The sequence below is a fragment of the Sorangium sp. So ce836 genome (assembly GCF_028553905.1).
GTDB classification, from domain to species: domain Bacteria; phylum Myxococcota_A; class Polyangia; order Polyangiales; family Polyangiaceae; genus Sorangium; species Sorangium cellulosum_D.
In genome coordinates, this window is the sequence record NZ_CP102233.1 from 3325423 (window position 1) to 3348185 (window position 22763).

16 protein-coding genes are annotated in these 22763 nt (G+C 70.4%); 8 read left to right on the plus strand and 8 right to left on the minus strand.

Annotated features, from left to right (window positions below; translation table 11 throughout):
* Window positions 1-69: 69 nt before the first annotated feature.
* From NQZ70_RS12090 to NQZ70_RS12105, 4 genes are all read right to left on the minus strand, one after another.
* A complete protein-coding gene (locus NQZ70_RS12090; protein ID WP_237245250.1) occupies window positions 70-1431 on the minus strand; it encodes a DUF1552 domain-containing protein in 1362 nt (453 codons plus the stop codon).
* A gap of 88 nt (window positions 1432-1519) precedes the next feature.
* A complete protein-coding gene (locus tag NQZ70_RS12095; protein ID WP_237245251.1) occupies window positions 1520-2896 on the minus strand; it encodes a DUF1552 domain-containing protein in 1377 nt (458 codons plus the stop codon).
* A 16-nt stretch (window positions 2897-2912) separates the two neighbouring features.
* Window positions 2913-4403, minus strand: coding sequence for a DUF1592 domain-containing protein (locus NQZ70_RS12100; RefSeq protein WP_272828255.1), 1491 nt, complete (start codon window positions 4401-4403; stop codon window positions 2913-2915).
* A 565-nt stretch (window positions 4404-4968) separates the two neighbouring features.
* Window positions 4969-6021 carry a LacI family DNA-binding transcriptional regulator gene (locus NQZ70_RS12105; RefSeq protein ID WP_129574356.1) on the minus strand — a complete coding sequence of 351 codons (1053 nt, stop codon included), beginning with the start codon at window positions 6019-6021 and terminating at the stop codon, window positions 4969-4971.
* Between the two features lie 338 nt (window positions 6022-6359).
* On the opposite strand from NQZ70_RS12105, the gene NQZ70_RS12110 reads away from it, so the two are divergent.
* The 8 genes from NQZ70_RS12110 to yjfF all read left to right on the plus strand — a co-directional run bounded on the left by NQZ70_RS12110 (window position 6360) and on the right by yjfF (window position 16730).
* Window positions 6360-7964 carry a glycoside hydrolase family 43 protein gene (locus tag NQZ70_RS12110; protein ID WP_165373919.1) on the plus strand — a complete coding sequence of 535 codons (1605 nt, stop codon included), beginning with the start codon at window positions 6360-6362 and terminating at the stop codon, window positions 7962-7964.
* Between the two features lie 156 nt (window positions 7965-8120).
* Window positions 8121-9800 (plus strand): ribulokinase, encoded by a 1680-nt coding sequence (locus NQZ70_RS12115; protein WP_129574359.1) that lies wholly within the window; start codon window positions 8121-8123, stop codon window positions 9798-9800.
* Window positions 9797-11317 (plus strand): L-arabinose isomerase, encoded by a 1521-nt coding sequence (araA, locus tag NQZ70_RS12120; RefSeq protein WP_237245252.1) that lies wholly within the window; start codon window positions 9797-9799, stop codon window positions 11315-11317. Before NQZ70_RS12115 ends, araA begins: the two co-directional genes overlap by 4 nt.
* 10 nt (window positions 11318-11327) lie before the next feature.
* Complete coding sequence (locus tag NQZ70_RS12125; protein WP_129574360.1) at window positions 11328-12026, plus strand: L-ribulose-5-phosphate 4-epimerase; 699 nt, start codon at window positions 11328-11330, stop codon at window positions 12024-12026.
* Between the two features lie 115 nt (window positions 12027-12141).
* Window positions 12142-13080, plus strand: coding sequence for an ABC transporter substrate-binding protein (locus tag NQZ70_RS12130; protein WP_408022428.1), 939 nt, complete (start codon window positions 12142-12144; stop codon window positions 13078-13080).
* A 43-nt stretch (window positions 13081-13123) separates the two neighbouring features.
* Entirely contained in the window at window positions 13124-14647 is a 1524-nt protein-coding gene (locus NQZ70_RS12135) for a sugar ABC transporter ATP-binding protein (RefSeq protein ID WP_129574362.1), read from the plus strand.
* Window positions 14644-15702 carry an ABC transporter permease gene (locus tag NQZ70_RS12140; protein WP_129574363.1) on the plus strand — a complete coding sequence of 353 codons (1059 nt, stop codon included), beginning with the start codon at window positions 14644-14646 and terminating at the stop codon, window positions 15700-15702. The genes NQZ70_RS12135 and NQZ70_RS12140 overlap by 4 nt, the downstream gene beginning before the upstream one ends.
* A complete protein-coding gene (gene yjfF, locus NQZ70_RS12145) occupies window positions 15702-16730 on the plus strand; it encodes a galactofuranose ABC transporter, permease protein YjfF (protein WP_129581307.1) in 1029 nt (342 codons plus the stop codon). Before NQZ70_RS12140 ends, yjfF begins: the two co-directional genes overlap by 1 nt.
* A gap of 90 nt (window positions 16731-16820) precedes the next feature.
* On the opposite strand, the gene NQZ70_RS12150 is transcribed toward yjfF, so the two are convergent.
* From NQZ70_RS12150 to NQZ70_RS12165, 4 genes are read right to left on the minus strand one after another with little or no spacing between them, the layout of a single operon-like run.
* Complete coding sequence (locus tag NQZ70_RS12150; protein ID WP_129574364.1) at window positions 16821-17894, minus strand: S41 family peptidase; 1074 nt, start codon at window positions 17892-17894, stop codon at window positions 16821-16823.
* 11 nt (window positions 17895-17905) lie between these two features.
* Complete coding sequence (locus NQZ70_RS12155) at window positions 17906-18586, minus strand: DUF3540 domain-containing protein (protein ID WP_129574365.1); 681 nt, start codon at window positions 18584-18586, stop codon at window positions 17906-17908.
* A gap of 10 nt (window positions 18587-18596) precedes the next feature.
* Window positions 18597-20333 (minus strand): pentapeptide repeat-containing protein, encoded by a 1737-nt coding sequence (locus NQZ70_RS12160; protein WP_129574366.1) that lies wholly within the window; start codon window positions 20331-20333, stop codon window positions 18597-18599.
* Entirely contained in the window at window positions 20330-22756 is a 2427-nt protein-coding gene (locus NQZ70_RS12165) for a DUF2169 domain-containing protein (RefSeq protein ID WP_129574367.1), read from the minus strand. The genes NQZ70_RS12160 and NQZ70_RS12165 overlap by 4 nt, the downstream gene beginning before the upstream one ends.
* Between the last annotated feature and the right edge of the window lie 7 nt (window positions 22757-22763).

Below are 22763 nucleotides of genomic sequence, written 5' to 3' on the forward strand. Positions count from 1 at the left end.
GCGCTGGCCGGCCGTGCCCGGCCCTGCGGCCGCGCGCGGACGGAGCGCCCGCTCCGAGCTGCGCCGCGCTCAGCCCTGGATGCCTTGGAGCGGCGACGTGACCCGCCCCGCGTCGAGGCCGAACTCGGTCGCCTTCGAGCCCATGAGCTGGGCGACCGTCAGGAGCGCCTTGCTCAGGTTGTCGCCGGGGAAGTTGTGGTGCTCGTCGCCGCGCAGCCGCCCTCCGGCTTTGCCCGCGAAGAGCACCGGCCATTCCGTCCTCGAGTGCGTCTTGCCCCAGGCGGTGTCGGACGTGACGAACACGAGCGAGCTGTCGAGCAAATTCGAGCTGCCGTGCGGCGTGTTCTTGAGCTTCGTCAAGAACTCGTTCAGGCAGCGCATCGTGTAAATCACGCCCTTGTCGACGCGGGGCTGGCTCGATTGATCGCCGGGATCCCCGTGACAGATGGTGTCGTGGAAGTCGTCGTTCATGTCCTGCGCGAGGTGCCGGTAGTAGACGTGCGCGGCGGGCAGCGAGAACATGAACGAGAGCACGCGGGTCCTCTCGCAGGCGAGCGCGAGCGCCGAGAGCTCGACCATGGCGGTGTTCACCGCCGGGGGCGCTTCGCTCTGCACGTCCTTGCCGACGGCGGGGGCCGCCGGGCTGCTGCACGCCGCCGGCGTGCCGTCGCCGGGGGTCGCGGTATCGAGGCGCCGCTCGATGGCGCGGATCGACTCGAGGTGCTGCTCCACGCGTTGCCTGTCGGCCGCCCCGAGCCGCTGCTGCAGGCTCGCGCCGTCTTCCAGGACGGAGTCGAGCACGCTCTTCCGGACCCTCGCGAGCTTCGCGGCCTGCTCCGCTCGCGGGTCGGTGGGCGCGGGCGATGTGCCCATGAACAACCGGTTGAACACGGCCTTCGGGTCGAACTCCGGGTTGTTGCGCGAGTTCGGCCCCCGGTGCGAGACCGTGTGCAGCGAGTCCTGAGGGCCTCCCGGCGTCGCGGGCGTCAATCCCACCTCGAGAGAGCGGTACGGCGCCCCCGCCGAGATGATATCCGCGACGATCTGGTCGATGGACGCGGCCCGCACGGCGTTGCCGCCGAGCGGCGCGCCGGTCGTGGCCCCCGCCGACCCCGTGGGGTGCTCGAGGCCGGACACGACGAGCTTGTTCTCGAGGCCGCTGATCACCGTGAGGTGCGACTTGACGCCCGCGAGCGGCTGGAGCTCTGGGCTGAGCTCCCAGGCCGAGCCGGAGCCCGTGCGCGCCGGCTTCCAGCGGCCGGGCAGCGTGCCGTTCCCGAAGAACCAGGTGACGTAGAGCGGCGAGACCGGGGCGTTCGACTGAGCGTACGCCGTGCCGCTCTGGTTCAGCATGATCTCCAGCAGAGGGAGCGGGATGGTGACGGCGGCGCCCGTCGCCAGCATGCCCCGGAGTACCGTTCGTCGGTTCAAAGCTTTGATCGTCATGGGGAATACCGTGCGATGAGGGGTGACGTGTTGGCGAGCGCGGACGGAGCGCCCGCTCCGAGCTGCGCCGCGCTCAGACCTGGATGCCTTGGAGCGGTGACGTGACCCGCCCCGCGTCGAGGCCGAACTCGGTCGCCTTCGAGCCCGTGATCTGGGCCACCGTCAGGAGCGCCTTGCTCAGGTTGTCGCCGGGGAAGTTGTGGTGCTCGTCGCCGCGCAGCCGCCCCCCGGCTTTCCCCGCGAAGAGCACCGGCCATTCCGTCCTCTCGTGCACCTTGCCCCAGGCGGTGTCGGACGTGACGAACACGAGCGAGCTGTCGAGCAGGTTCGAGCTGCCGTGCGGCGTGTTCTTGAGCTTCGTCAAGAACTCGTTCAGGCAGCGCATCGTGTAAATCACGCCCTTGTCGACGCGAGGCTGGCTCGATTGATCGCCGGGATCCCCGTGACAGATGGTGTCGTGGAAGTCGTCGTTCATGTCCTGCGCGAGGTGCCGGTAGTAGACGTGCGCGGCGGGCAGCGAGAACATGAACGAGAGCACGCGGGTCCTCTCGCAGGCGAGCGCGAGCGCCGAGAGCTCGACCATGGCGGTGTTGACCGCCGGGGGGGCTTCGCTCTGCATATCCTTGCCGACGGCGGGGGCCGCCGGGCTGCTGCACGCCGTCGGCGTGCCGTCGCCGGGGGCCGTGGTCTCGAGGCGCCGCTCGATGGCGCGGATCGACTCGAGGTGCTGCTCCACGCGTTGCCTGTCGGCCGCCCCGAGCCGCTGCTGCAGGCTCGCGCCGTCGTCCAGGACGGAGTCGAGCACGCTCTTCCGGACCCTCGCGAGCTTCGCGGCCTGCTCCGCTCGCGGGTCGGTGGGCGCGGGCGATGTGCCCATGAACAACCGGTTGAACACGGCCTTCGGGTCGAACTCCGGGTTGTTGCGCGAGTTCGGCCCCCGGTGCGAGACCGTGTGCAGCGAGTCCTGAGGGCCGTTCGGCGTCGCCGGCGTCACGCCCACCTCGAGAGAGCGGTACGGCGCCCCCGCCGAGATGGAGTCCGCGACGATCTGGTCGATGGAGGCGGCCCGCACGGCGTTACCGCCGAGCGGCGCGCCGGTCGTGGCCCCCGCCGACCCCGAGGGGTGCTCGAGGCCGGACACGACGAGCTTGTTCTCGAGGCCGCTGATCACCGTGAGGTGCGACTTGACGCCCGCGAGCGGCTGGAGCTCTGGGCTGAGCTCCCAGGCCGAGCCGGAGCCCGTGCGCGCCGGCTTCCAGCGGCCGGGCAGCGTGCCGTTCCCGAAGAACCAGGTGACGTAGAGCGGCGAGACCGGGGTATTCGATTGAGCGTACGCCGTGCCGCTCTGGTTCAGCATGATCTCCAGCAGGGGGAGCGGGATGGTGACGGCGGCGCCCGTCGCCAGCATGCCCCGGAGTACCGCTCGTCGATTCAGAGCTTTGGTCGTCATGGGGAACACCGTGCGATTAGGGTTGGGGGGCGACGGACGAGAAGGCTTTGTTCGTCACGACGTCGATGACCAGCTCGCGCAGCTGGAACCCCGACGCCTCGAACGAGGTGGTCAGCTCGTTGACGACGCTGCCGTCGACGTCCCGCTCTTCGTGCCCCGCCGCATACGAGTAGTACTTGCGGACGAGGCATTGCGCGACCTTGTCGTTGGCGCCGATGGCCTCGCCGAGCTCGCGCGCGTCGGCGACCGGCTGCTTGTCGAACGCGCCGCTCGGGTCGATCGGCAGGCCGTGGTCGGTCGTGCGGTAGCGGCCGATCGCGTCGAAGTTCTCGAGCGGCAGGGCCAAGGGGTCCATGTACGCGTGGCAGCCGGCGCAGGTGGGGTCGGTCCGGTGGAGCTCGAGCCGCTGACGTTTGGTGAGGGGCTTATCCGCAGACGGCTCCGGGAGCACGATGTTGATGTCGCCGGGGGGCAACGGGATGGTCTTGCACAAAAGGGCCTCGCTCATGAACCTGCCGCGCAGGGTGGGGGAGCCCTCTTTCTGGTTCGCGAACTGCGAGAGGAAGCCCGCCTTGCTGAGGATCCCGAGGCGCGGGCCGTCCGCCGGCAACGAGCGGACCTCGAAGCTGTTCGCGCTGAGGCCGGTCGTGTCGAGGCCGTAGAGCTGGGCGAGCTCCGTGTTGACGACGACCTTCGTGGTCGAGAACAGGTCGAGCGCGCTCGCCTGATCGTCGAACGCGAGGACCTCCCAGGTACCTCGCATGTCGCGGACCATCGCCTCTTGCAGCGCGTGGCCGTACTCCGGGAATAGCGCCGTGTCCTTGGCCTGCGTGCCGATTCGTTCGAGCCGCATGTACTCCTCGGCGAAAGCGCCGACGGCCTCGCGTCCGGCGGGCGCGTCGAGCAGCCGCGTCGCCGCCTCACGGACCCCCTCCACCGTCTCGAGGACGCCGCTGGCGGCCTGGTCGAGCAGCTCCTTGTCCGGCAGGCTGTTCCACACCAGGAACGCGAGCCGGGAGGCCATCTCGTAGCCCGTCAAGCGGAGCGACCCGTTGGCGCTCGGCGCTCCGAGCTCCGGGCGATACAGGAAGTTCGGCGACGTGAAGAGGGCGACCGTCGCCCAGCGGGCACCCTCGACGGCGCTGCCGAGCTCGGTCGCGGCCGTCGCGGCGACCCCCGCGAGCCGGTCGACCTCCGCGGCCTCGAGCGGGCGGCGCCACGCTCGGAGCCCCAGCGTCTCGATGAAACCGCGCACGCAAGCGTCGTCCCGCGCGCCGCTGGGCGCGCAGCCGATGAACCGGTCCCGCTTCGCGGAATCCGCGAACACCGTGTTCACGGCGTCCTCGATGGCCGTGTGGTACTGCTCGACGCCTCGTTCAGAGGTCACGACGGTCGCTGCGCCGATGACCGCAAAATTCCCGTTCCAGCTGTCGGCGTCGAGCTTATTGACATCGACCTCCACCTCGAACACGTCGCGCACCGCGTTGCGGAACTGCGTTCTCGTCAAACGGCGCAGCATCCCGGCCGCGGGCTGGAACTTCGGAGGGGTCGAGCCCGTCGACGGTCCATCGCTTCCGGCGGGGGGGGCATCATCGCCGTCCGCCGAATCACCCAGCGTGCCCGTGCACGCGGCCGCGAACGCGAGCGTGCACACAGCGGCGATCTCTCTCGAAGTACGGAGCTCGTGCCAGCACGGCTTCTTCATCTTGCTCTCCGAAAACGTAAGGGAGTGACGACGCACGGCAGCCCACATCGGGCGATCATGCCTCAGCGCTGCTGCTCGCACCTCGAACCGCACCTCGCCCGGCGTGACCTGGGCAGAACGTCGATCACTGTCAGCGATCGTTTGCACGACGACCGTGCGAGCGGCGTCGGCGCGCAGATCGATCCCGATCCCAAGGACGGAGGGCCCGGGTTCGCACGGCAGCCTCCTCCGGGGCAAAGCGAAAGAATACCCCTGGAGGGAATGTGAACGTTCACATGGGCGATGTCAAACAAAAATGACGGCGCGTCCGCCCTCGGACCCGGTGGGGGGCCGGGCCGGCGGGCCTACGCTGGAGGCCCGTACGCGCTCAGCGGTCCCGGGGGGCCGCGGCCGTGCTCTTGCGCACGACCAGCTTTGTCTCGACAACGACGTGCGCATAGGAGCGCTGGCCGCTCTCGATCTGACCGAGCAAGAGGTGGAGGCACCTTCTCCCGAGCGCGGAAAAATCCTGGTTCACGGTGGTGAGCGGCGGCGTGAAGTAGGCCGCCTCCGGGATGTCGTCGAAGCCGACGATGCTGATGTCCTTCGGCACGTCGCGCCCGACCTCGTGGAGAAACCGGAGCAGGCCGAGCGCCATCTGGTCGTTGGCCACGAACACGGCGGTGACGCCCGGCGTGCGCACCAGCTGCGGGCCGAGCTCGTACCCCGAGCGGGCGCTCCAGTCGCCGCGCAGGAGAGGGGTCCGCTCGACGCCGGCGGCGACCAGCGTCGAACGCCAGCCGTCGACGCGCTGGTCGGCCTCGAGCCAGTCGGGCGGACCGGCGACGTGCCACACCGTCCGGTGGCCCAGGTCGAGGAGGTGGCGGGTCGCGGCCGCCGCGCCGCCGTGCTGGTCGACGGCGACCACCGGGATCGAGTCGTCCGGCCCGCCCTCGACGGCGACCACCGGCACGTCGGAGGTGATGTGGCGGAGCGCGTCCACCGCCGACCGCTGCGGGGCGATGACCACGACGCCGTCGGCGCCCTGGTCGCACAGCCGCTTCACCGCTTCCACCACCGACGCGCGGCTGAGGGACTTGACGCTGGCGATGCTGACGCCGTACCCGGCGTCGTGCGCCGCCTCCTCGAGCCCGAGGAGCGTCGACGCCGGCCCGTAGAGCGTCGTGTCGAAGCTGACCACGCCCAGCGTCCGCGAGCGCCCGGTGACGAGCGCCTGCGCCACGGAGCTCGGGCGGTAGTCGAGCTGGCGGATCGCTTCGAGCACGCGCTCCCGCGTCTCGCGGTGCACGTGGGGGCTGTCGTGCAGGACCCGCGAGACGGTCTGGTGCGAGACGCCGGCGAGCTTGGCCACATCGACCATGACCGCGGCGCGGCGCCCGCCTCGCTTGACGCGCCGCTCTGGAGGGGAGTTCTCAGCCATGGGGGCCGGAGCTTAGTCGTGAACGGGCGGATTGGAATCCACATCGAACATGACCGTGGCCCGGCGCTCGTCCGCTTGACGCGCCGCTCCAGGGGCGATGCGCCAGCCGCCGCCTGCCCCCCCGGCCTCGGCAGCGGCGGGCCGGATCGGGGTTGACTTCGGCCATGTGAACGTTCACAATGGAGCCTCATCCTTCGGCTTTGCCCCGATCGGGCCGTCATGCGCGCCGGGACCGTCGCTGCTGGGCCCGTCCCGGCACCGATGCCGTCTGGTCGTCGTCGCGGGCGCAGCCCAGCCGAGCGCGGGAGGGGCGGGCGAGGCGCGGACCAGGAGCCACGATGACCATGAGGAGACTCGCTCGTTCTTCGCTGATGCTTGCAGCTGCCCTCTCGGCGCCGAGCTGCGCCGGACCCCTCGACACCCCGGGGACCTCGACGGGAGGAGGTCAGGGCGGCTCCGCGGAGGGCACGACCGTCAGCACCGGCGGCGCCTCGACGGTCAGCGCCGCCGTCTCCACGACAGGCGGCGCCGGCGGGGGCGCGACGACGGGCGGGGCCGATGCGACCGGCGGCGGCGGCGTCGGCGGCGGAGATCCCCCCGGCGTGGCGAACGGGTACGCCCGGAACCCCATCGTGAGCCACATCTTCACGGCGGATCCATCGGCGCACGTGTTCGAAGGGCGCGTGTACATCTACGCGTCCCACGACCCGGACGATCAGTCGGGCTACTCGATGGTCGACTACCACGTCTTCTCGTCGGACGACCTCGTGAACTGGCAGGATCACGGGGTCGCGCTGGCCGCGAAGGACACGTGGGCCAGGTACCTGTACGCCCCGGACTGCTGCTACAGCGAGGCTAACGGAAAATACTATCTGTACTTCCCGGATTCGGGGAGCGGGATCGGGGTCGCGGTCTCCGACAAGCCGGGGGGCCCGTTCAAGGAGGCGCTGGGCAAGCCGCTCATCTCGCGGAGCACGCCGGGCGTCGGGGACGTGGACTGGCTCTTCGACCCCACGTGCTTCATCGACGATGACGGCCAGGCGTACCTCTATTTCGGCGGAGGTCCGACCGGCACCGGCGACAACGCGCGCGTCATGCGCCTCGGCCGGGACATGATCAGCCTCGCGGACGCGTCGGCGACGACCATCCGGGCGCCGGCCTTCTTCGAGGCGTCGTTCATGCACAAGCGCGACGGGAAATACTACTTCTCGTACTCGACCGACTTCACGGGCCACGCGGCGTACATCGATTACATGATGAGCGACAACCCAATGACCGGCTTCACCTACGCAGGGACCATCCTGCCGAGCCCGGCCGACAACAACGGCGATAACAACCACCACTCGATCGTCGAGTACCAGGGCAACTGGTACATCTTCTTCCACAACCGCGTGCTCGCGAAGCGCGACGGCTTCTCGAACTACCAGCGCAGCATCACGGTCGACAACCTGACGTACGACGCGCAAGGCAAGATCGTCCAGGTCTCCGCCACGAAGGGCAGGGTGGCTCAGCTGAAGAGCGTCAACGCGCGCGCCCGCATGGAAGCGGAGACCATGGCCGCTCAGCGCGGCATCGAGGTCGACGTCGTGGAAGAGGGCGGCGCGCGGGCCGGGGTCGCCGTGGCCTGGATCAACGACAAGGACTGGATCGGGTACTCGCAGCTCGACTTCGGCCGCGGCGCGGAGACCTTCCATGCGCGCGTAGCGTCGGGCTCGACCGCTGGCGGCTCGATCGAGGTGCTGCTGGGCGGCTGCGAGGGGTTCACCGACACCCCCGGCGAGCGCATCGGCGTGTGCACGGTCAGCCCCACGGGAGGCTGGCAGGCGTGGAAGGATGTCGAGTGCGCGGCTCAGGTTCCGCCAGGAGTCCACGATATCTGTCTACGCTTCACCGGCAGCGGGTCGGATCCGCTGTTCAACCTGGATTATTTCCAGTTCCAGTGATCGCTGCGCCGCGCTCGACGCGCCGGCCAGACGAGCTCGCCCGCGCCGGGACCCGAGCCGCCGCGCAGAAGCGGCTCGGCGATTGTTGTTGACACCGAAGATGTTAACGTTCACATTGAAACATCATCACTTCGGCTTCGCCATGAGCAGGTCGCCATGAGCACTGGGACGTTCGTCATCGGGATCGATTTCGGCACCGACTCCGTCCGTTCGGTCGTCGTGGACGCGCGCGACGGCGCGCTCGCGGGGGCAGCGGTCGCGCCTTACCCGCGCTGGGCGCAAGGTCGCTACTGCGACCCGCGCGAGCACCGGTTCCGCCAGCATCCGCTCGACTACCTGGCTGCGATGGAGTCGTCGATCCGATCGGCCCTGGAGCAGGCGGGCGGCGACGTGGCCGCGCGCGTGCGCGGGATCTCGGTCGACACCACCGGCTCCACGCCGGTCCTGGCCGACGCGAAGGGCAGGCCGCTCTCGCTGCTCCCTGGCTTCGAGGAGGATCCGGACGCGATGTTCATCCTCTGGAAGGACCACACCGCCGTGGCCGAGGCGGCGCGGATCAACGAGCTCGCCCGCACCTGGGGCGGCCCGGATTACACGAAGTTCTCGGGGGGCGTCTACTCCTCCGAGTGGTTCTGGGCCAAGGCGCTCCACGTCGTCGAGAGCAACCCGGCGGTGGCGCGCGCGGCGGTCACCATCCTCGAGCACTGCGACTGGATCCCCGCGGTCCTCACCGGCACCGAGGATCTCGGGCGGATCCGGCGGAGCCGCTGCGCCGCGGGCCACAAGGCCATGTGGCACCCGGAGTTCGACGGGTATCCGTCGAGCGATTTCCTGGCGAGGCTGAGCCCGCGCTTGCCCGCGCTCAGGGCCACCCTCGGCTCGCGCACCTTCACCGCGGACGCGCCCTTCGGGACGATCTCGCCCGCGTGGGCCGCGACGCTCGGCATCCCGGCGGACGTCGTCGTGGGCGTCGGCGCCTTCGACGCGCACATGGGCGCGGTGGGCGGCGACATCCAGCCTCACCACCTGCTCAAGGTCATGGGCACGAGCACGTGCGATATGCTCGTCGCCCCGAAGACGGACGCGCCCGAGGTCCTTGTCGCCGGGATCTGCGGCCAGGTGGACGGCTCGATCCTCCCCGGCGCGATCGGCTACGAGGCAGGGCAGTCCGCCTTCGGCGACGTCTTCGCGTGGTTCAAGCAGCTGCTCAGCTGGCCGCTCCTCGCGATCCAGCCGGACGCCCCGGGGGCCGGCGATCCGCGCCGGGCGGCGCTCGCCGACGCGATCATGGACCGGATCATCCCCGAGCTGGACAAGGCCGCCGCGGAGATCCCGCCGTCGCGGAGCTCCGTCGTCGCGCTCGACTGGTTCAACGGGCGGCGGACGCCGGACGCGGACCAGCGGCTCCAGGGGGCGATCGCCCGCCTGGATCTGGGCACCGACGCGCCGCGGATCTACCGCGCGCTGGTCGAGGCGATCGCCTTCGGCTCGCGCGCCATCGTCGAGCGCTTCCGCGCGCAGGGGATCCGCATCGACGGCATCATCGGTATCGGAGGGGTCGCGCGCAAGAGCCCCTTGACCATGCAGGTCCTCGCGGACGTGCTCGACATGACCGTCGAGGTCCGCGCCGGCGAGCAGCCGGTCGCCCTGGGAGCGGCGATGTTCGCCGCGACGGCGGCGGGCCTGCACGCCACGATCGAGGACGCGCAACGCGCGATGTCCTCCGGGACCGAGGCCCGTTATCGACCGGATCCCGCGCGCGCCAGGCTCTATGACGCGCTGTACAGGGATTATGTCGAGCTCGGATCGTTCGTGGAAGAGGAGCTGACGCAATGAGCGGTATCGCGATGCAGGATCTTCGGGAGAGCTTCGAAGTCTGGTTCTTGACCGGCAGCCAGGACCTCTACGGCGAGGAGACGCTGAAGCAGGTCGCCGAGCACGCGCGGGAGATCGCCGGGTACCTGGACGCCTCGGGCAAGCTCCCGGTCAAGGTCGTCTGGAAGCCGACGCTGAAGAGCCCCGAGGCGATCCTCGCCGTGTGCCGCGAGGCGAACGCGACGCCGCGGTGCGCCGGCGTGATCACGTGGATGCACACGTTCTCGCCCGCGAAGATGTGGATCGCGGGGCTCACGCGGCTGGAGAAGCCGATCGCTCACCTGCACACGCAGCACGGGCGCGAGCTCCCCTGGGGCAGCATCGACATGGACTTCATGAACCTGCACCAGTCCGCCCACGGGGACCGCGAGTTCGGGTACATCGGCGCGCGCCTGCGCATCGAGCGGAAGGTCGTGGTCGGGCACTGGAAGGACGAGGACGTGCTCGCCAGGCTCGACGTCTGGGCGCGCGCGGCCTGCGCGATGCTGGACGCGCGGCGGCTCAAGATCGCCCGCTTCGGCGGCATGAACATGCGCGAGGTGGCCGTCACCGGCGGGGACCGCGTCGAGGCGCAGGTCAAGCTGGGGTGGGCGGTGAACGGCTACGGCGTGGGCGAGCTCGTCGGGCGGATCGCGGACGTGGACGAGGCCGAGGTCGATCGGCTGGTGGCGGAGTACGACGAGGCGTACTCGGTCGCTCCCGCCCTGAGGAAGGGCGGCGCGCGCCGCAACGATCTGCGCTACGCGGCGAGGCAGGAGGCGGCGCTGCGCACCTTCCTGAAGGAGGGCGGCTTCGGCGGGTTCACGACGACCTTCGAGGACCTGCACGGGCTCAAGCAGCTCCCCGGCCTCGCGGTGCAGCGGCTCATGGCCGATGGCTACGGCTTCGGCGCCGAGGGCGACTGGAAGTCGTGCGGCCTCGTCCGCGCGCTGAAGGTCATGGCGACCGGGCTGCGCGGCGGCGTCTCGTTCATGGAGGACTACACCTATCACCTCGTCGACGGGAAGGAGCGGGTCCTCGGCGCCCACATGCTCGAGATCTGCCCGACGATCGCCGCGGGGAGGCCGTCGCTGGAGATCCACCCGCTCTCCATCGGCGGCAAATCGGACCCGTGTCGGCTGGTCTTCGACTCCGGGACCGGTCCGGCCGTGAACGTGGCCATGATCGATCTGGGCGGCCGCATGCGGATGGTCGCGAACGAGCTCGAGGCGGTGCCGCCCGAGGAGGAGATGCCGAACCTGCCCGTGGCGCGCGCGGTGTGGATCCCGAAGCCGGACTTCAAGCGCGCGTGCGAGGCCTGGATCCTCGCGGGCGGCGCTCATCATTGCGCGCACAGCCGCGCCGTGACGATGGAGCACCTGGAGGACTTCGCGTCGATCGCCGGCGTGGAGCTGATCCGCATCGGGGTCGGGACCGAGATCCACGCGCTGAAGAACGAGCTGCGCTGGAACGACCTCTCCTACCGGCTGACGCGCTGAGGGACGTGACGTGAGCGCGACCTACCGAGAGCTGCGAGAGCGGGCCTGGGCGGCGAACCTGGAGATCCCGCGCCGAGGGCTCGCGATCTACACGTTCGGCAACGTCTCGGCGTTCGACCGCGACCGGGGCGTCCTGGCCATCAAGCCGAGCGGCGTGCCGTACGACCGGCTGTCGATCGACGACATGGTGGTTGTCGATCTCGAGGGAAAGGTGGTCGAGGGCCGACTCCGCCCTTCCTCGGATACCCGGACGCACATCGTCCTCTACGCGAACTTCCGCGGGGTGGGCGGCGTCGTCCACACCCACTCGACCCACGCGACCGGCTGGGCGCAGGCGGGCATGCCGATCCCGATCTACGGGACGACCCACGCGGATCACCTGGCCGAGGACGTGCCGTGCACCGCGATGATGCGGCCGGACGCCGTGCAAGGCGACTACGAGACCGAGACCGGCAGGCAGATCCTCGAGTGCTTCGCGGAGCGGAGCCCGCTCCACACGCCGATGGTGCTGGTGGCGGGGCACGGCCCCTTCGCGTGGGGAGAGGACGCCGACAAGGCGGTGTACAACGCGGCGGTGCTCGAGGAGATCGCGCGGATGGCGTTCATCACCCGCGCCATCCACCCGGGCGCCGCGCGCCTCCCGGACGCGCTCGTGCGCAAGCACTTCGAGCGGAAGCACGGCAAGGGCGCGTATTACGGCCAGAAGTAAGGCCGGACACCGCGGGGGGCGAGGAAGAGCGAGCGTCCCGCGGACGAGATGTGCATAGGATGGAGCGGAAAGGAGCTGCGCCATGAAGAGGAGCCGTGTTGTCGCCGTCGCGGTGATGGTCCTGACTGGACTATCGGTGATCCTGGGTGGGTTGGGTTGTCAGTCGGAGAAGAAGAAGATCACGCTGGGGTTCTCGCAGATCGGCGCCGAGAGCGAGTGGCGGACGGCGAACACGAAGTCGATCGAGGAGGCCGCCAAGGAGGCAGGGATCGAGCTCAAGTTCTCCGACGCGCAGCAGAAGCAGGAGAACCAGATCAAGGCCATCCGGTCGTTCATCGCCCAGAAGGTGGACGTCATCGCCTTCTCGCCCGTGGTCGAGACCGGCTGGGAGCCCGTCCTGCGCGAGGCCAAGGCGGCCAAGATCCCGGTCATCTTGACCGATCGCGCCGTGGACACGAAGGACGACAGCCTCTGGGTCACCTTCATGGGGTCGGACTTCGTCGAGGAAGGCCGCCGCGCGGCGAAGTGGCTGGTCGAGAAGACGAAGGACCAGCAGGGCACCGTCAACATCGTCGAGCTGCAGGGCACGGTCGGCTCCGCCCCCGCCATCGACCGCAAGAAGGGGTTCGAGGAGATCATCAAGGACAAGCCGAACTTCAAGATCCTCCGCTCGCAGACGGGAGACTTCACCCGCGCCAAGGGCAAGGAGGTCATGGAGGCGTTCCTCAAGGCGGAGGGGAAGAACATCAACGTCCTCTACGCCCACAACGACGACATGGCGATCGGCGCGATCCAGGCCATCGAGGAGGCCGGCATGAAGCCCGGCAAGGACATCCTGATCATCTCGATCGACGCGGTGAAGGGCGCGTTCGAGGCGATGATGGCCGGCAAGCTCAACGTGACGGTCGAGTGCAGCCCCCTGCTCGGGCCGCAGCTCATGAGCGCGGTGAACGACCTCGTGGCCGGCAAGACGTTGCCGAAGCGCATCGTGACCGAGGAGGGCGTCTTCCCGATGGAGAGCGCCGCCGCGGAGTTCCCGAAGCGCAAGTACTGAGCGCGACGGAGATCTCGGCGCGGAGACCGGGAGGAGGTGTGCGATGATGAGCGAGGCCGTGCCCATGCTCGAAATGAAGACGATCTCCAAGCGGTTCTCCGGAGTGCAGGCGCTCCAGTCGGTCGACTTCCGCCTGCTGCCGGGCGAGGTGCACGCCCTCATGGGGCAGAACGGCGCCGGCAAGTCGACCCTGGTCAAGGTCCTCACCGGCGTCCACACCGCGGACAGCGGGCACATCCTCCTCGAAGGCCGGGAGATCAGGCCGACGAGCCCTCTCGAGGCGCAGAAGCTCGGCATCAGCGCGGTGTTCCAGGAGGTGAACCTCTGCACCAACCTGTCGGTCGCCGAGAACATCTGCCTCGGCCGGGAGGGCTCGAGCCCGTACGCCCTCCGGTGGGGGGAGATGCACCGGAGGGCCGCCGCCGCGCTCGAGGATCTGAACGTTCACATCGACGTCACCGCGCCGCTCTCCGACTTCTCGCTGGCCGTCCAGCAGATCGTCGCGATCGCCCGCTCGCTGACCGCCAGGGCCAAGATCCTCATCCTCGACGAGCCGACGTCGAGCCTGGCCGAGGACGAGGTCCGGGTGCTGTTCTCGATCATCCGGCGCCTCAAGGCGCAGGGGATGGCGATCCTGTTCATCTCGCACTTCCTCGATCAGCTGTTCGAGATCTCCGACCGGATCACGGTGCTGAGGAACGGGCAGCTGGTCGGCGAGTACCCGACCGCCGAGCTGTCGCGGATGCAGCTCATCACGCGGATGGTCGGGCGCGAGGTGCAGGACGAAGGCCCGACGCGGGCCGAGCGCCCGCGGGCGGAGCGGCCGGCGGGCGGGGATGCGCCGCTCTTGCGGGCGCGCGGCCTCGGCAAGAAGGGCTCGGTCCATGACATCGACATCGAGGTGAGGGCGGGGGAGGAGCTCGCCCTCGCGGGCCTCCTGGGCGCCGGGAAGACGGAGACGGCGCGGCTCCTGTTCGGGGTCGACCAGGCGGACCAGGGCACCATCGAGATCGACGGCGCCGAGGCGCACATCCGCTCGCCGCTCGACGCGATCGCGCACGGGCTCGCGTTCTGCCCCGAGGACCGGAAGTCCGAGGGCATCATCGGCGACCTCTCGCTGCGCGAGAACATCGTCCTCGCCCTCCAGGCGAAGCGCGGCATGTTCCGCAACCTGTCCCGGGCTCGACAGGACAGCATCGCCCGCGGCTACATCGAGCGGCTCGGCATCGCGGCGGCCGACGCGGAGGTGCCCGTCTGCAAGCTGAGCGGCGGGAACCAGCAGAAGGCGCTCCTGGCCCGGTGGCTGGCGACCGATCCGCGCATGCTCATCCTCGACGAGCCGACCCGCGGCATCGACGTGGCGGCCAAGGGCGAGATCATGGGCCAGGTCATGGAGCTCTGCGATCGGGGCATGGCGGTGGTGCTCGTCTCCTCGGAGATGGCCGAGGCGCTGCGCTACGCGGACCGGGTCGTCGTGCTGCGCGACCGGCGCAAGGTGGCGGAGCTCGACGCGGGCGACGCCGACGAGCAGGGGGTGTACCAGATCATCGCGGGGGGGCACGCGTGAGCGCGGCGGCGGCTTCCCTGCGCCGGCTCGCCGGGAGGAGCATCTCCTTCCCGCTGGCGATGCTCGGCCTGCTCCTCCTGTTCAACCTCGTCAACAACCCGCAGTTCTTCGCGATCACGGTCAAGGACGGCCACCTGTACGGCAGCGTCATCGACATCCTGAACCGCGCGTCGCCGCTCATGATCATCGCCATGGGGCTCACCCTGGTGATCGCCACCCACGGGATCGACATCTCGGTCGGCGCGGTCGTCGCCATCTCGGGCGCGGTCGCGGCCGCGCTGATCGGCGGCGAGCTCTCGCTGGGCGGCGGGGCCGGCATGGCGGACGTGACCCAGGTCCCGCTGCCGCTGGTCCTCGCCGCCGCGCTGGGCGCGGCGCTGGCCTGCGGCATGTGGAACGGCGCGCTCGTGTCGATGGTCGGCATGCAGCCGATCATCGCGACCCTGATCCTGCTCGTCACGGGCCGGGGCATCGCCCAGCTCATCACGGGCGGCCAGATCATCACGATCTACTACAGCCCGTACCATGCCATCGGGAACGGCTTCTTGCTGGGCGTCCCGGCGTCGCTGTTCATCGTGGCGGGCGTGGGCGCCGTCCTCGGGTTCCTGGCCCGCAAGACCGCGCTCGGCATGTTCGTCGAGGCGATCGGCATGAGCCCGGTCGCCTCGCGGCTCGCCGGGATCCGCGCGCGCTCGATCACCTTCGCCTGTTACGCGGTGTGCGGCCTGTGCGCCGGCATCGCGGGGCTGATCGTGAGCTCGAACGTCAAGAGCGCCGACGGCAACAACGCGGGCCTGCTCTTCGAGCTCGACGCCATCCTGGCGGTGGTCCTGGGCGGGACGTCGCTCGGCGGGGGCAAGTTCACGCTGGCGGGGAGCGTCGTCGGCGCCCTCATCATCCAGACGCTCACCACCACGATCTACGCGGTCGGCGTCCCGCCCGAGGTCAACCTGGTGGTGAAGGCGCTCGTCGTCTTCGTGGTCAGCATCCTGCAATCGCAGAAGGTCAGAGGCCTCCTTGGGAGGCAGCGGGCCGGGAGAGTGGCCGTTCCATGATGGACACCGCAGCCGTGACGGGCAACACCGCAGCCGTGACCAGGCCGTCGCTCCGGTTGAACCCGAGGCACCTGCCCCTCGCCGTCACCATCGGCCTGTTCGTGCTCATGTTCGGCGCCGGATCTTGCCTGTTCGACGGGTTCTTCTCGCTGCAGGTGTTCCTCAACTTCTTCATCGACAACGCGTTCCTGGCGATCGCGGCCGTCGGGATGACCTTCGTCATCCTCTCTGGCGGGATCGACCTCTCGGTCGGCTCGGTCATCGCGCTGACCACGATGGTCTCGGCGTCGCTCGTCGAGAAGCACGGCGTCAGCCCGGCGGCGGTCATCCCGCTCGTCCTGGCCATGGGCGCGGGCATCGGCCTCGTGATGGGGGTGGTCATCCACTACTTCGAGGTCCAGCCCTTCATCGTCACGCTGGCGGGCATGTTCCTGACCCGCGGGCTCTGTTACCTCATCAGCATCGACTCGATCACCATCCACGACGGCTTCTACGTCGCGGTCTCGTCGCACCGCATCCCGTTCCTGTTCGACACGTCGATCACGTGGAACGTGATCATCGCGCTCGCGCTGTTCGCCGCGGCGATCTACCTCGCGCACTACACGCGCTTCGGCCGCACGGTCTACGCGATCGGCGGCAACGAGCAATCCGCCCTGCTCATGGGCCTCCCGGTGGCGAGGACCAAGGTGCTCATCTACACCTTGAGCGGGTTCTGCTCGGCGCTGGCGGGCGTCGCCTTCACGTTCTACATGGTGTCCGGCTACGCGCTGCACGCCGGCGGGATGGAGATGGACGCCATCGCCGCCGTCGTCATCGGCGGCACCCTGCTGACCGGCGGCTTCGGCACGGTGGTCGGGACCCTGTTCGGCGTGCTCATCTACGGCACGATCCAGACCCTCATCATGTTCGAGGGCACGCTCAGCTCCTGGTGGACCAAGATCGTCGTCGGGCTCCTCCTCCTGTTCTCCTGCCTGCTGCAGCGGCTCTTCGAGCGGCGCCTGGCCGGCGGGACGCCGAAGAGGCCATGACGGCCGACACCGGCGAACTGCGGCATCGCTTTCATCGCCGGACCAGCGCCGGAGCCAGCTACGACTCGAACGGGTACAGCCTCGGACGGCTCACGGATTCGAGGTGACTCGGGCGAAGAGCTGGGCCAATGACGGCGGCACCCCGTCCGGCGCAGTCGCCTCGCTCCCCAGCTCGACGTCCGGCCGGACGCCGACCGCGTGGATCGCCTCCCCGCCCGGCAGGACCATCATCGCCGCCGGCGCGAGCACCGGCGCGCGCTCCGCCGGATCGACCGCGACCTTCAGCGCCGTCCCCTTGCCGTACGTCCGCTCCCCCGCGACGATCGCCCGCCCGTGCCACTGCAGGCAGCCGGCGAAGAGCTCCGCCGCCGACGCCGTGCCGCGATTCACCAGGATCCACAGCGGCGCGCGGCACGGGTTCCGGTGGCTCGATCGGTACACGACCTCGTCGCCGTCCGCGTCGATCGCCCGCGCGACGACGCTCCCCGGCTCCAGGAAGTCGCCCGCGAGCTCGCGGAACGCCGTGAGCTCCCCGCCGGGGTTGTCGCGCAGATCGAGCACGAGCGTCTCCAGCCCCTCCGCCTCGAGCGCGCCGAGCGCCGCGTGGACCCGGGCCGGCACGTCCAGCGAGAACCGGCGGATGCGCAGGTAGCCGATCCCCGGCCCGATCCAGGCGCTATCGACGACGCGCGACGCGTCCCCGCAGGGGTGGATCGACGCGACCAGCGCATCGACGTCCGCCGGGAGCGGGGCGCCGGCGGGCAGGGCGCCGCCTGCGCTCGCCGCGTTGTAGGCGAAGAACACGTTCACCGCGCTCGGCAACACCTGGATGCCGAGGATGCAGTTGAAGTTGTTGCCGATCCTCACGCACAGCAGCATCGTCCCCGGAAGGTAGTTGATGAGGATCTTGAAATAGCCGAGCGTGTACCGCGCTTGCCCCATGAACGTCGGGTGCAGCGTGCCCGCCTGATCGCCCGCCGTCATGGGGCTGAACGACCCCTGGTGCAGGGCGGCCGCCATCGAGATCCACACGTTGAACGAGAACGGGAACTTCATCCCGTTCGGGCTGAAGTTGGGGAAGGGGAACAGGCCGAGCACCGGCGACAGGCACACGTCCGGAAAACCGGCGCTCAGGCCGACCGCCTTGTTGTTCGCAGGGAGCATCGCGCGGCCTCCTAGCCCAAGAGGATCTGCTTGCCGTTCACCGTGACCGTCTCCTCGGTCAGGATCGTGGCGTTCTTCGCCTTCGTGAACGAGGTCTTTTCCACCACCGTGTGCGACTCGCTGGCCTGGACGCTCAGGAGCGCGCTCACCCGCTGGTAGACCGACGCGAACTTCTGGACCACGGCGTCGGCCACCATCCGGATCTTGCCGGCCTGCACCTCGAGCTCCGGTCCCCGGATCTCGACGCCCTTGTCGCCGCACAGCGAGAGCGCGCCCTCCCGCGCGTGCACCGCCACGTCGCCCTGGAGCGACAGGACCGACCGCCCCCGCCCGTGGAGCACGCCGATCGCGTAATAGGCGTCGTCCCGCCCGATGACGAGCAGCGTGTCGTCCAGCGCAGGCTCGTAGGGGAGCGCGAGCGCCATCTGGACCGCGACCGGCTGGCCGCCCGGCAGCTCCACCGCGATCGCGCCCGCCTCCGCCGAGGTGACCCGCGCCGGGCCCAGGTACTCCCGCGGGAGCGCCGCGGCCCGGCCCGGGCCCGCCTCGCCCTCCGCCGCGGCGCCGGCCCGCGCAAGGCCGATCCTGGGCAACTCGGCGCCCCGGCCGCGCGCGGCGTGCTCCTCGCCCTCCGGCGCGTCCACCCGCACGGCCGCCGCGCGATCGCTCTCCTTCATGGCTCCCATCGACATGGCTCCTCCTCTACGAGCGCCGCTCCGGCGGCATCCAGGCCTCTGCCTCCAGCCGGTCCACGTCCGTGCGCCTCGCCGTGGCGAGGTTCGCGTCGAGATAACGCGCCTTCTCGTCGCGGACATGGTGCAGGTTCGCCCACGTCAGGTCCGCGCCGGTGAAGTCGGCGCCGGTGACGTCCGCGTGCGAGAGATCCGCGTAGTGCGCCTTGACGCCCACGAACAGCGCCCCGGCCGCGCGGGCCTCGGTCAGCAGCGACTCCCGGAGGTCGGACCCCGCGAGGTTCGCCCCAGCGAGATCGGCCTTCACGAAGATCGCGTTGCGGAGCATCGCCTGCGTCATCACGGCGCCGGCGAGGGTGCCCTCGCCGAAGAAGGCGGCCTTCGCCATGGCGCCCGACAGGGTGGCGTGCCGCAGGTTCGCCTCCTTGAAGTTCGCGTTGGCCAGGATGGCGCCCTCCAGGCGGGTGCGCTCCAGGTTGCACGCGGTGAAATCGCAGTTCGACAGGTCGCACCCCGACAGGTCCATCCCCGAGAGGTTGCCGAGCGCGAAGAAGCACCGCGAGATGGTCAGTCCGGCGAGCGACGTGCGGGTCAGGTCCACGCCGGAGAAGTCCACGCAATCGAAGATCGCCTTCTCGAAGCGGATGCCCTCCACGCGGGCGAGCCGCAGCGTGGTCTGCGAGACGAGCGCGCGGGTCAGGTCCGCGCCCGAGAGGTCCGCCCGCTCCAGGACGCAGCGCACGAGCCGCGACCCGGACAGGTTCGCGCCGGAGAGGTCGGCCTCGGTGAAGACGACCATCTCGAGGTCCTTGCCCGAGAGATCCGCGCCCGGCAGCCGCGCCCCGTACAGCATGCACGACCTCAGCGTCGCGCCCCGGAAATCCGCGCCGGTGAGGTCGCAGTTCGCGAGCGTCGTCTGGTCGAGCGTCGCGCCCCGGAAGCTCGCGCCCCGGAGGTTCGTGCCCTGGAGCGACGACAGCGTGAGGTTCGCGTTCTCGAAGCTCACCCCGGCGAAGTCCATCTCCTCCAGCGCCGCGCCCGCGAGGTCCGCGCCGGAGAGATCGATCCGGCCGAGGCGCGCGCCGTCGAACACGGCCTTCGTGAGCTTCTTCGGGAGCACGGCCTCCCGGAGATCGGCCTTCAGGAACACCACCGTGTCGAGCTCGGCGCCCGAGAGATCCGCCCGCCGGAGGCTCGCCTCGGCGAACGACGAGCCCTCGATCCGCGCCTGCACCAGCGAGGCGCCCGAGAGGTCCGCCCGCGCGAACGAGGCGTGCGCGAGCGTCGCGCCGTCGAGCGAGGCGTCCGACAGGTCGGCGAGATCGAGCCGCGCGTTCGACAGGGTCGCCCCCGAGAGCTCCGCCCCCGCGAGCCGCGACTCGGCCAGGTTGGCCCCCTGGATCCGCGCGCCGCTCAGGTTGGCGCCGGCCAGCTGGCCGCGGACCAGGTGGGCGCCCGTGAGGTTCGCGCCCGCGAGGTTCGCGCCCGACAGATCGCTCTGGGCCACGGCGGCGCCCTCGAGATCGGCGCCCGACAGGTCCGCGCCGCGGAGCCCGCACCAGGCGATCTGCGCCCCGCGGAGGTCGGCGCCCGACAGGTCCGCGCCGTCCAGCTGCAGCCGGCCGAGCTTCGCGCCGCGCAGCCGCGCCTTGCGGAGATCGGCGCCCCGCAGATCCATGTCCCCGAGCGCCCGGCCCTCGAGCGCCTCGCCCGCCTGGACCCGCGCCTTCAGCTCGTCCGGCGTCATCGATCCCGCTCCAGCGTCGAGCGCTTCAGGTTCGCCCCCCGGAAATCACAGCCGGAGCCGGAGGTCTGGTAGAATTTTGCATCATAGAGGTTCGCATCGACGAACTTCGCCTCCGGGACGAGCGACTTGTGCAGGTCCGCGTCGAACAGGTTGGCGCGCGTGAAATCGGCCCGCGTGAGGTTCGCCCGGTCGAACCGGGCTCCGCGCGCGTTGGCGCCGAAGAAGCTCGCCCCGTCGGCCACGGCCTCGGTGAAGTGGGCGCTCGTCAGCACGGCGAGGCTGAAGTCCGCGCCGGTGACGGTCGCGCCCAGCCACACGCTGCCCTCGCCGCGCGCGCCCGCGAACACGGCCTCTCGCAGATCGGAGCCGGAGAAGCTCGTGCCGATGAGGGTCGTGCCCGCGAACGTGGCGGAGGCCGCGCTCACCTTCGACACGAAGCACCGCATGAGCGAGGCCTGAGAGAAGTCCGCGCGCTCGAGCGCGGTGCCCTCCAGGAACGCCATCGTCCACTTCGCCCCCCTCGCGGTGGCCCCGGTCATGTCCGCCCGCGAGAAGACGATCTGCGCCCCCTGGCTCTCCGAGAGATCGGCGCCCATGAGCCGCGCGCCGTCGAACGAGGCGCCCTCCAGCGTGGCGCCGCGGAAGACGGCGCGCTCGCCCCACGCGCTCTGCAGCGTCGCGAGGCTCAGGTCCGCGCCCGTGAAGTCCGCGTCCCGCACGTCGGCGTCGAACAGCACCGCCTGTTTCAGCGTCGCGTGGGCGAGCTTCGCGCCCCGGAGGTTCGCGCCCGTGAGGATGGCGCCGGTGAGGTTCGCGCCGGTCAGGTCGACGCCGCTCAGGTCCTGCTCGCTCAGGTCCTGTTCGGAGAGGTCGCTCCCCGGCCCGGGCTGCCCCGGCGGCCGCGGCGGGGCCGTGGACAGGCCCATCGACGCGAGCTTCGGGTCGCTCGCGAGCTTGTCCCACGCCGCGAGCGCCGGGACCTGCGCCCCGCGCGCGGCCGCCAGCGACCTCGCCTCCTCCACCGCCCGCGCGACCCGCCGGAAGGCGGTCCGGAGCTGCGCGTCGGTCACCGCGGGCCGCGCGTCCGCGCTCGGCGGCGGGAGGGCCTGCGACGACCGCGGCAGGTTGCGCAGCGCCTCGGCGATCAGGCCGCCGAGGGCCTTCCCCCCCGGCACGGCGATGCCCGCGAGCCCCGCCATCGCCCGGCGGATCTTGTCCTGCTGCGGCTTGGCGGCGTCGCCGAGCCGCGCCTTGAGCAGCGCCGACAGCGGGTCGAGCCCGGACGCGTCCGCCGGCGCCGCGTCGTCGCCCTTCCGCGCCAGCGCCTGCAGGGCCTTCCACTCCTCCTTGAGCTCCGGCGCGATCTGCTGCTCGATCTCGAGCGGATCGGCCTCGAACCGCTCGAGGATCTCCCGGTAGTGCTCCTGCGGCGGCGACGGCCCGTCGAGCGGCTCGGAGGCGACGAGCGTGGTGGTGAGCGAGAGATCGTCGTCGGTCACCTCGGTGAGGCCCCGCCAGGTGAGGTACAGGGCCTCCTTGTCCAGATCGGCGAGCAGCGTGTCGAGGTGCATCGGCACCTCGCGGAACCCGCGCTCCGCGTCCTTCACGAAGACGCGGATCCGGAGCCCCGGGAGCTGCGACCGGAACACCTCCGCGTCCGGGTGGAGGTTCTGGAACAGGAGCTCCTCGTCCCCGCGCAGGTAGGGGAGCCACTGGTCGGGCGGGGCGGCATTGAAGTACGTCCAGTCGAAGTCCTCGGCGTAGTACGGCGCCCGCTTCTCGCGGTACGATTTGCCGTACTGCTTGCCGACCCTGGCGCGCCGGTCGGGCCGGTTGGGCGAGAGGGGCCCGAAGCCCGCGGGCGCCGGCCGATCCGAGCGCGACAGCAGGAGATCGTCCGCGTTCTCGACGTTGGGGAGCTCGCGTGTCCCGTGGCCCTTGCCCACCGGGTTCAGCGGGTGTCCGGGCCCGCCGAAGCTGTACCGATCGCCGAGGGGCATCCGGTCGAAGGGGACCGGATCGCTCATGGCCGGCCCGAGCAGGCCATCCATCCACACCCGATCGCCGACCACGCGCAGGATCTTGGACCACGATCCGACGCCGAACCGCACCGGACACTCGGTCATGCGCGCCTTGCCCGGCGTGTGGCAGGTGCCGAGCAAGAGGACGTCCGCGTGCGGCTTGAAGTCGGCGAGATCGCTCGGATACAGGCACTCGCCGGCCATGTCGTGGTCGTCGTCGCGGAACACGTCGCCGCGCAGCGTCTCCTGCGCGAGCGCCGGGTGGCCTTCGGGCAGGGAGAGCGGCGCTCCGGGCCGCAGCGTGAACTTCGCTCGGACGATCAGGGTCATCTCCGGCTGGGGCGGCCGGCGCGAGGTGACCTTGCTGCCGAAGAGGAACGGGGTGAGGTTCTTGTTCGCCATCCGTGGT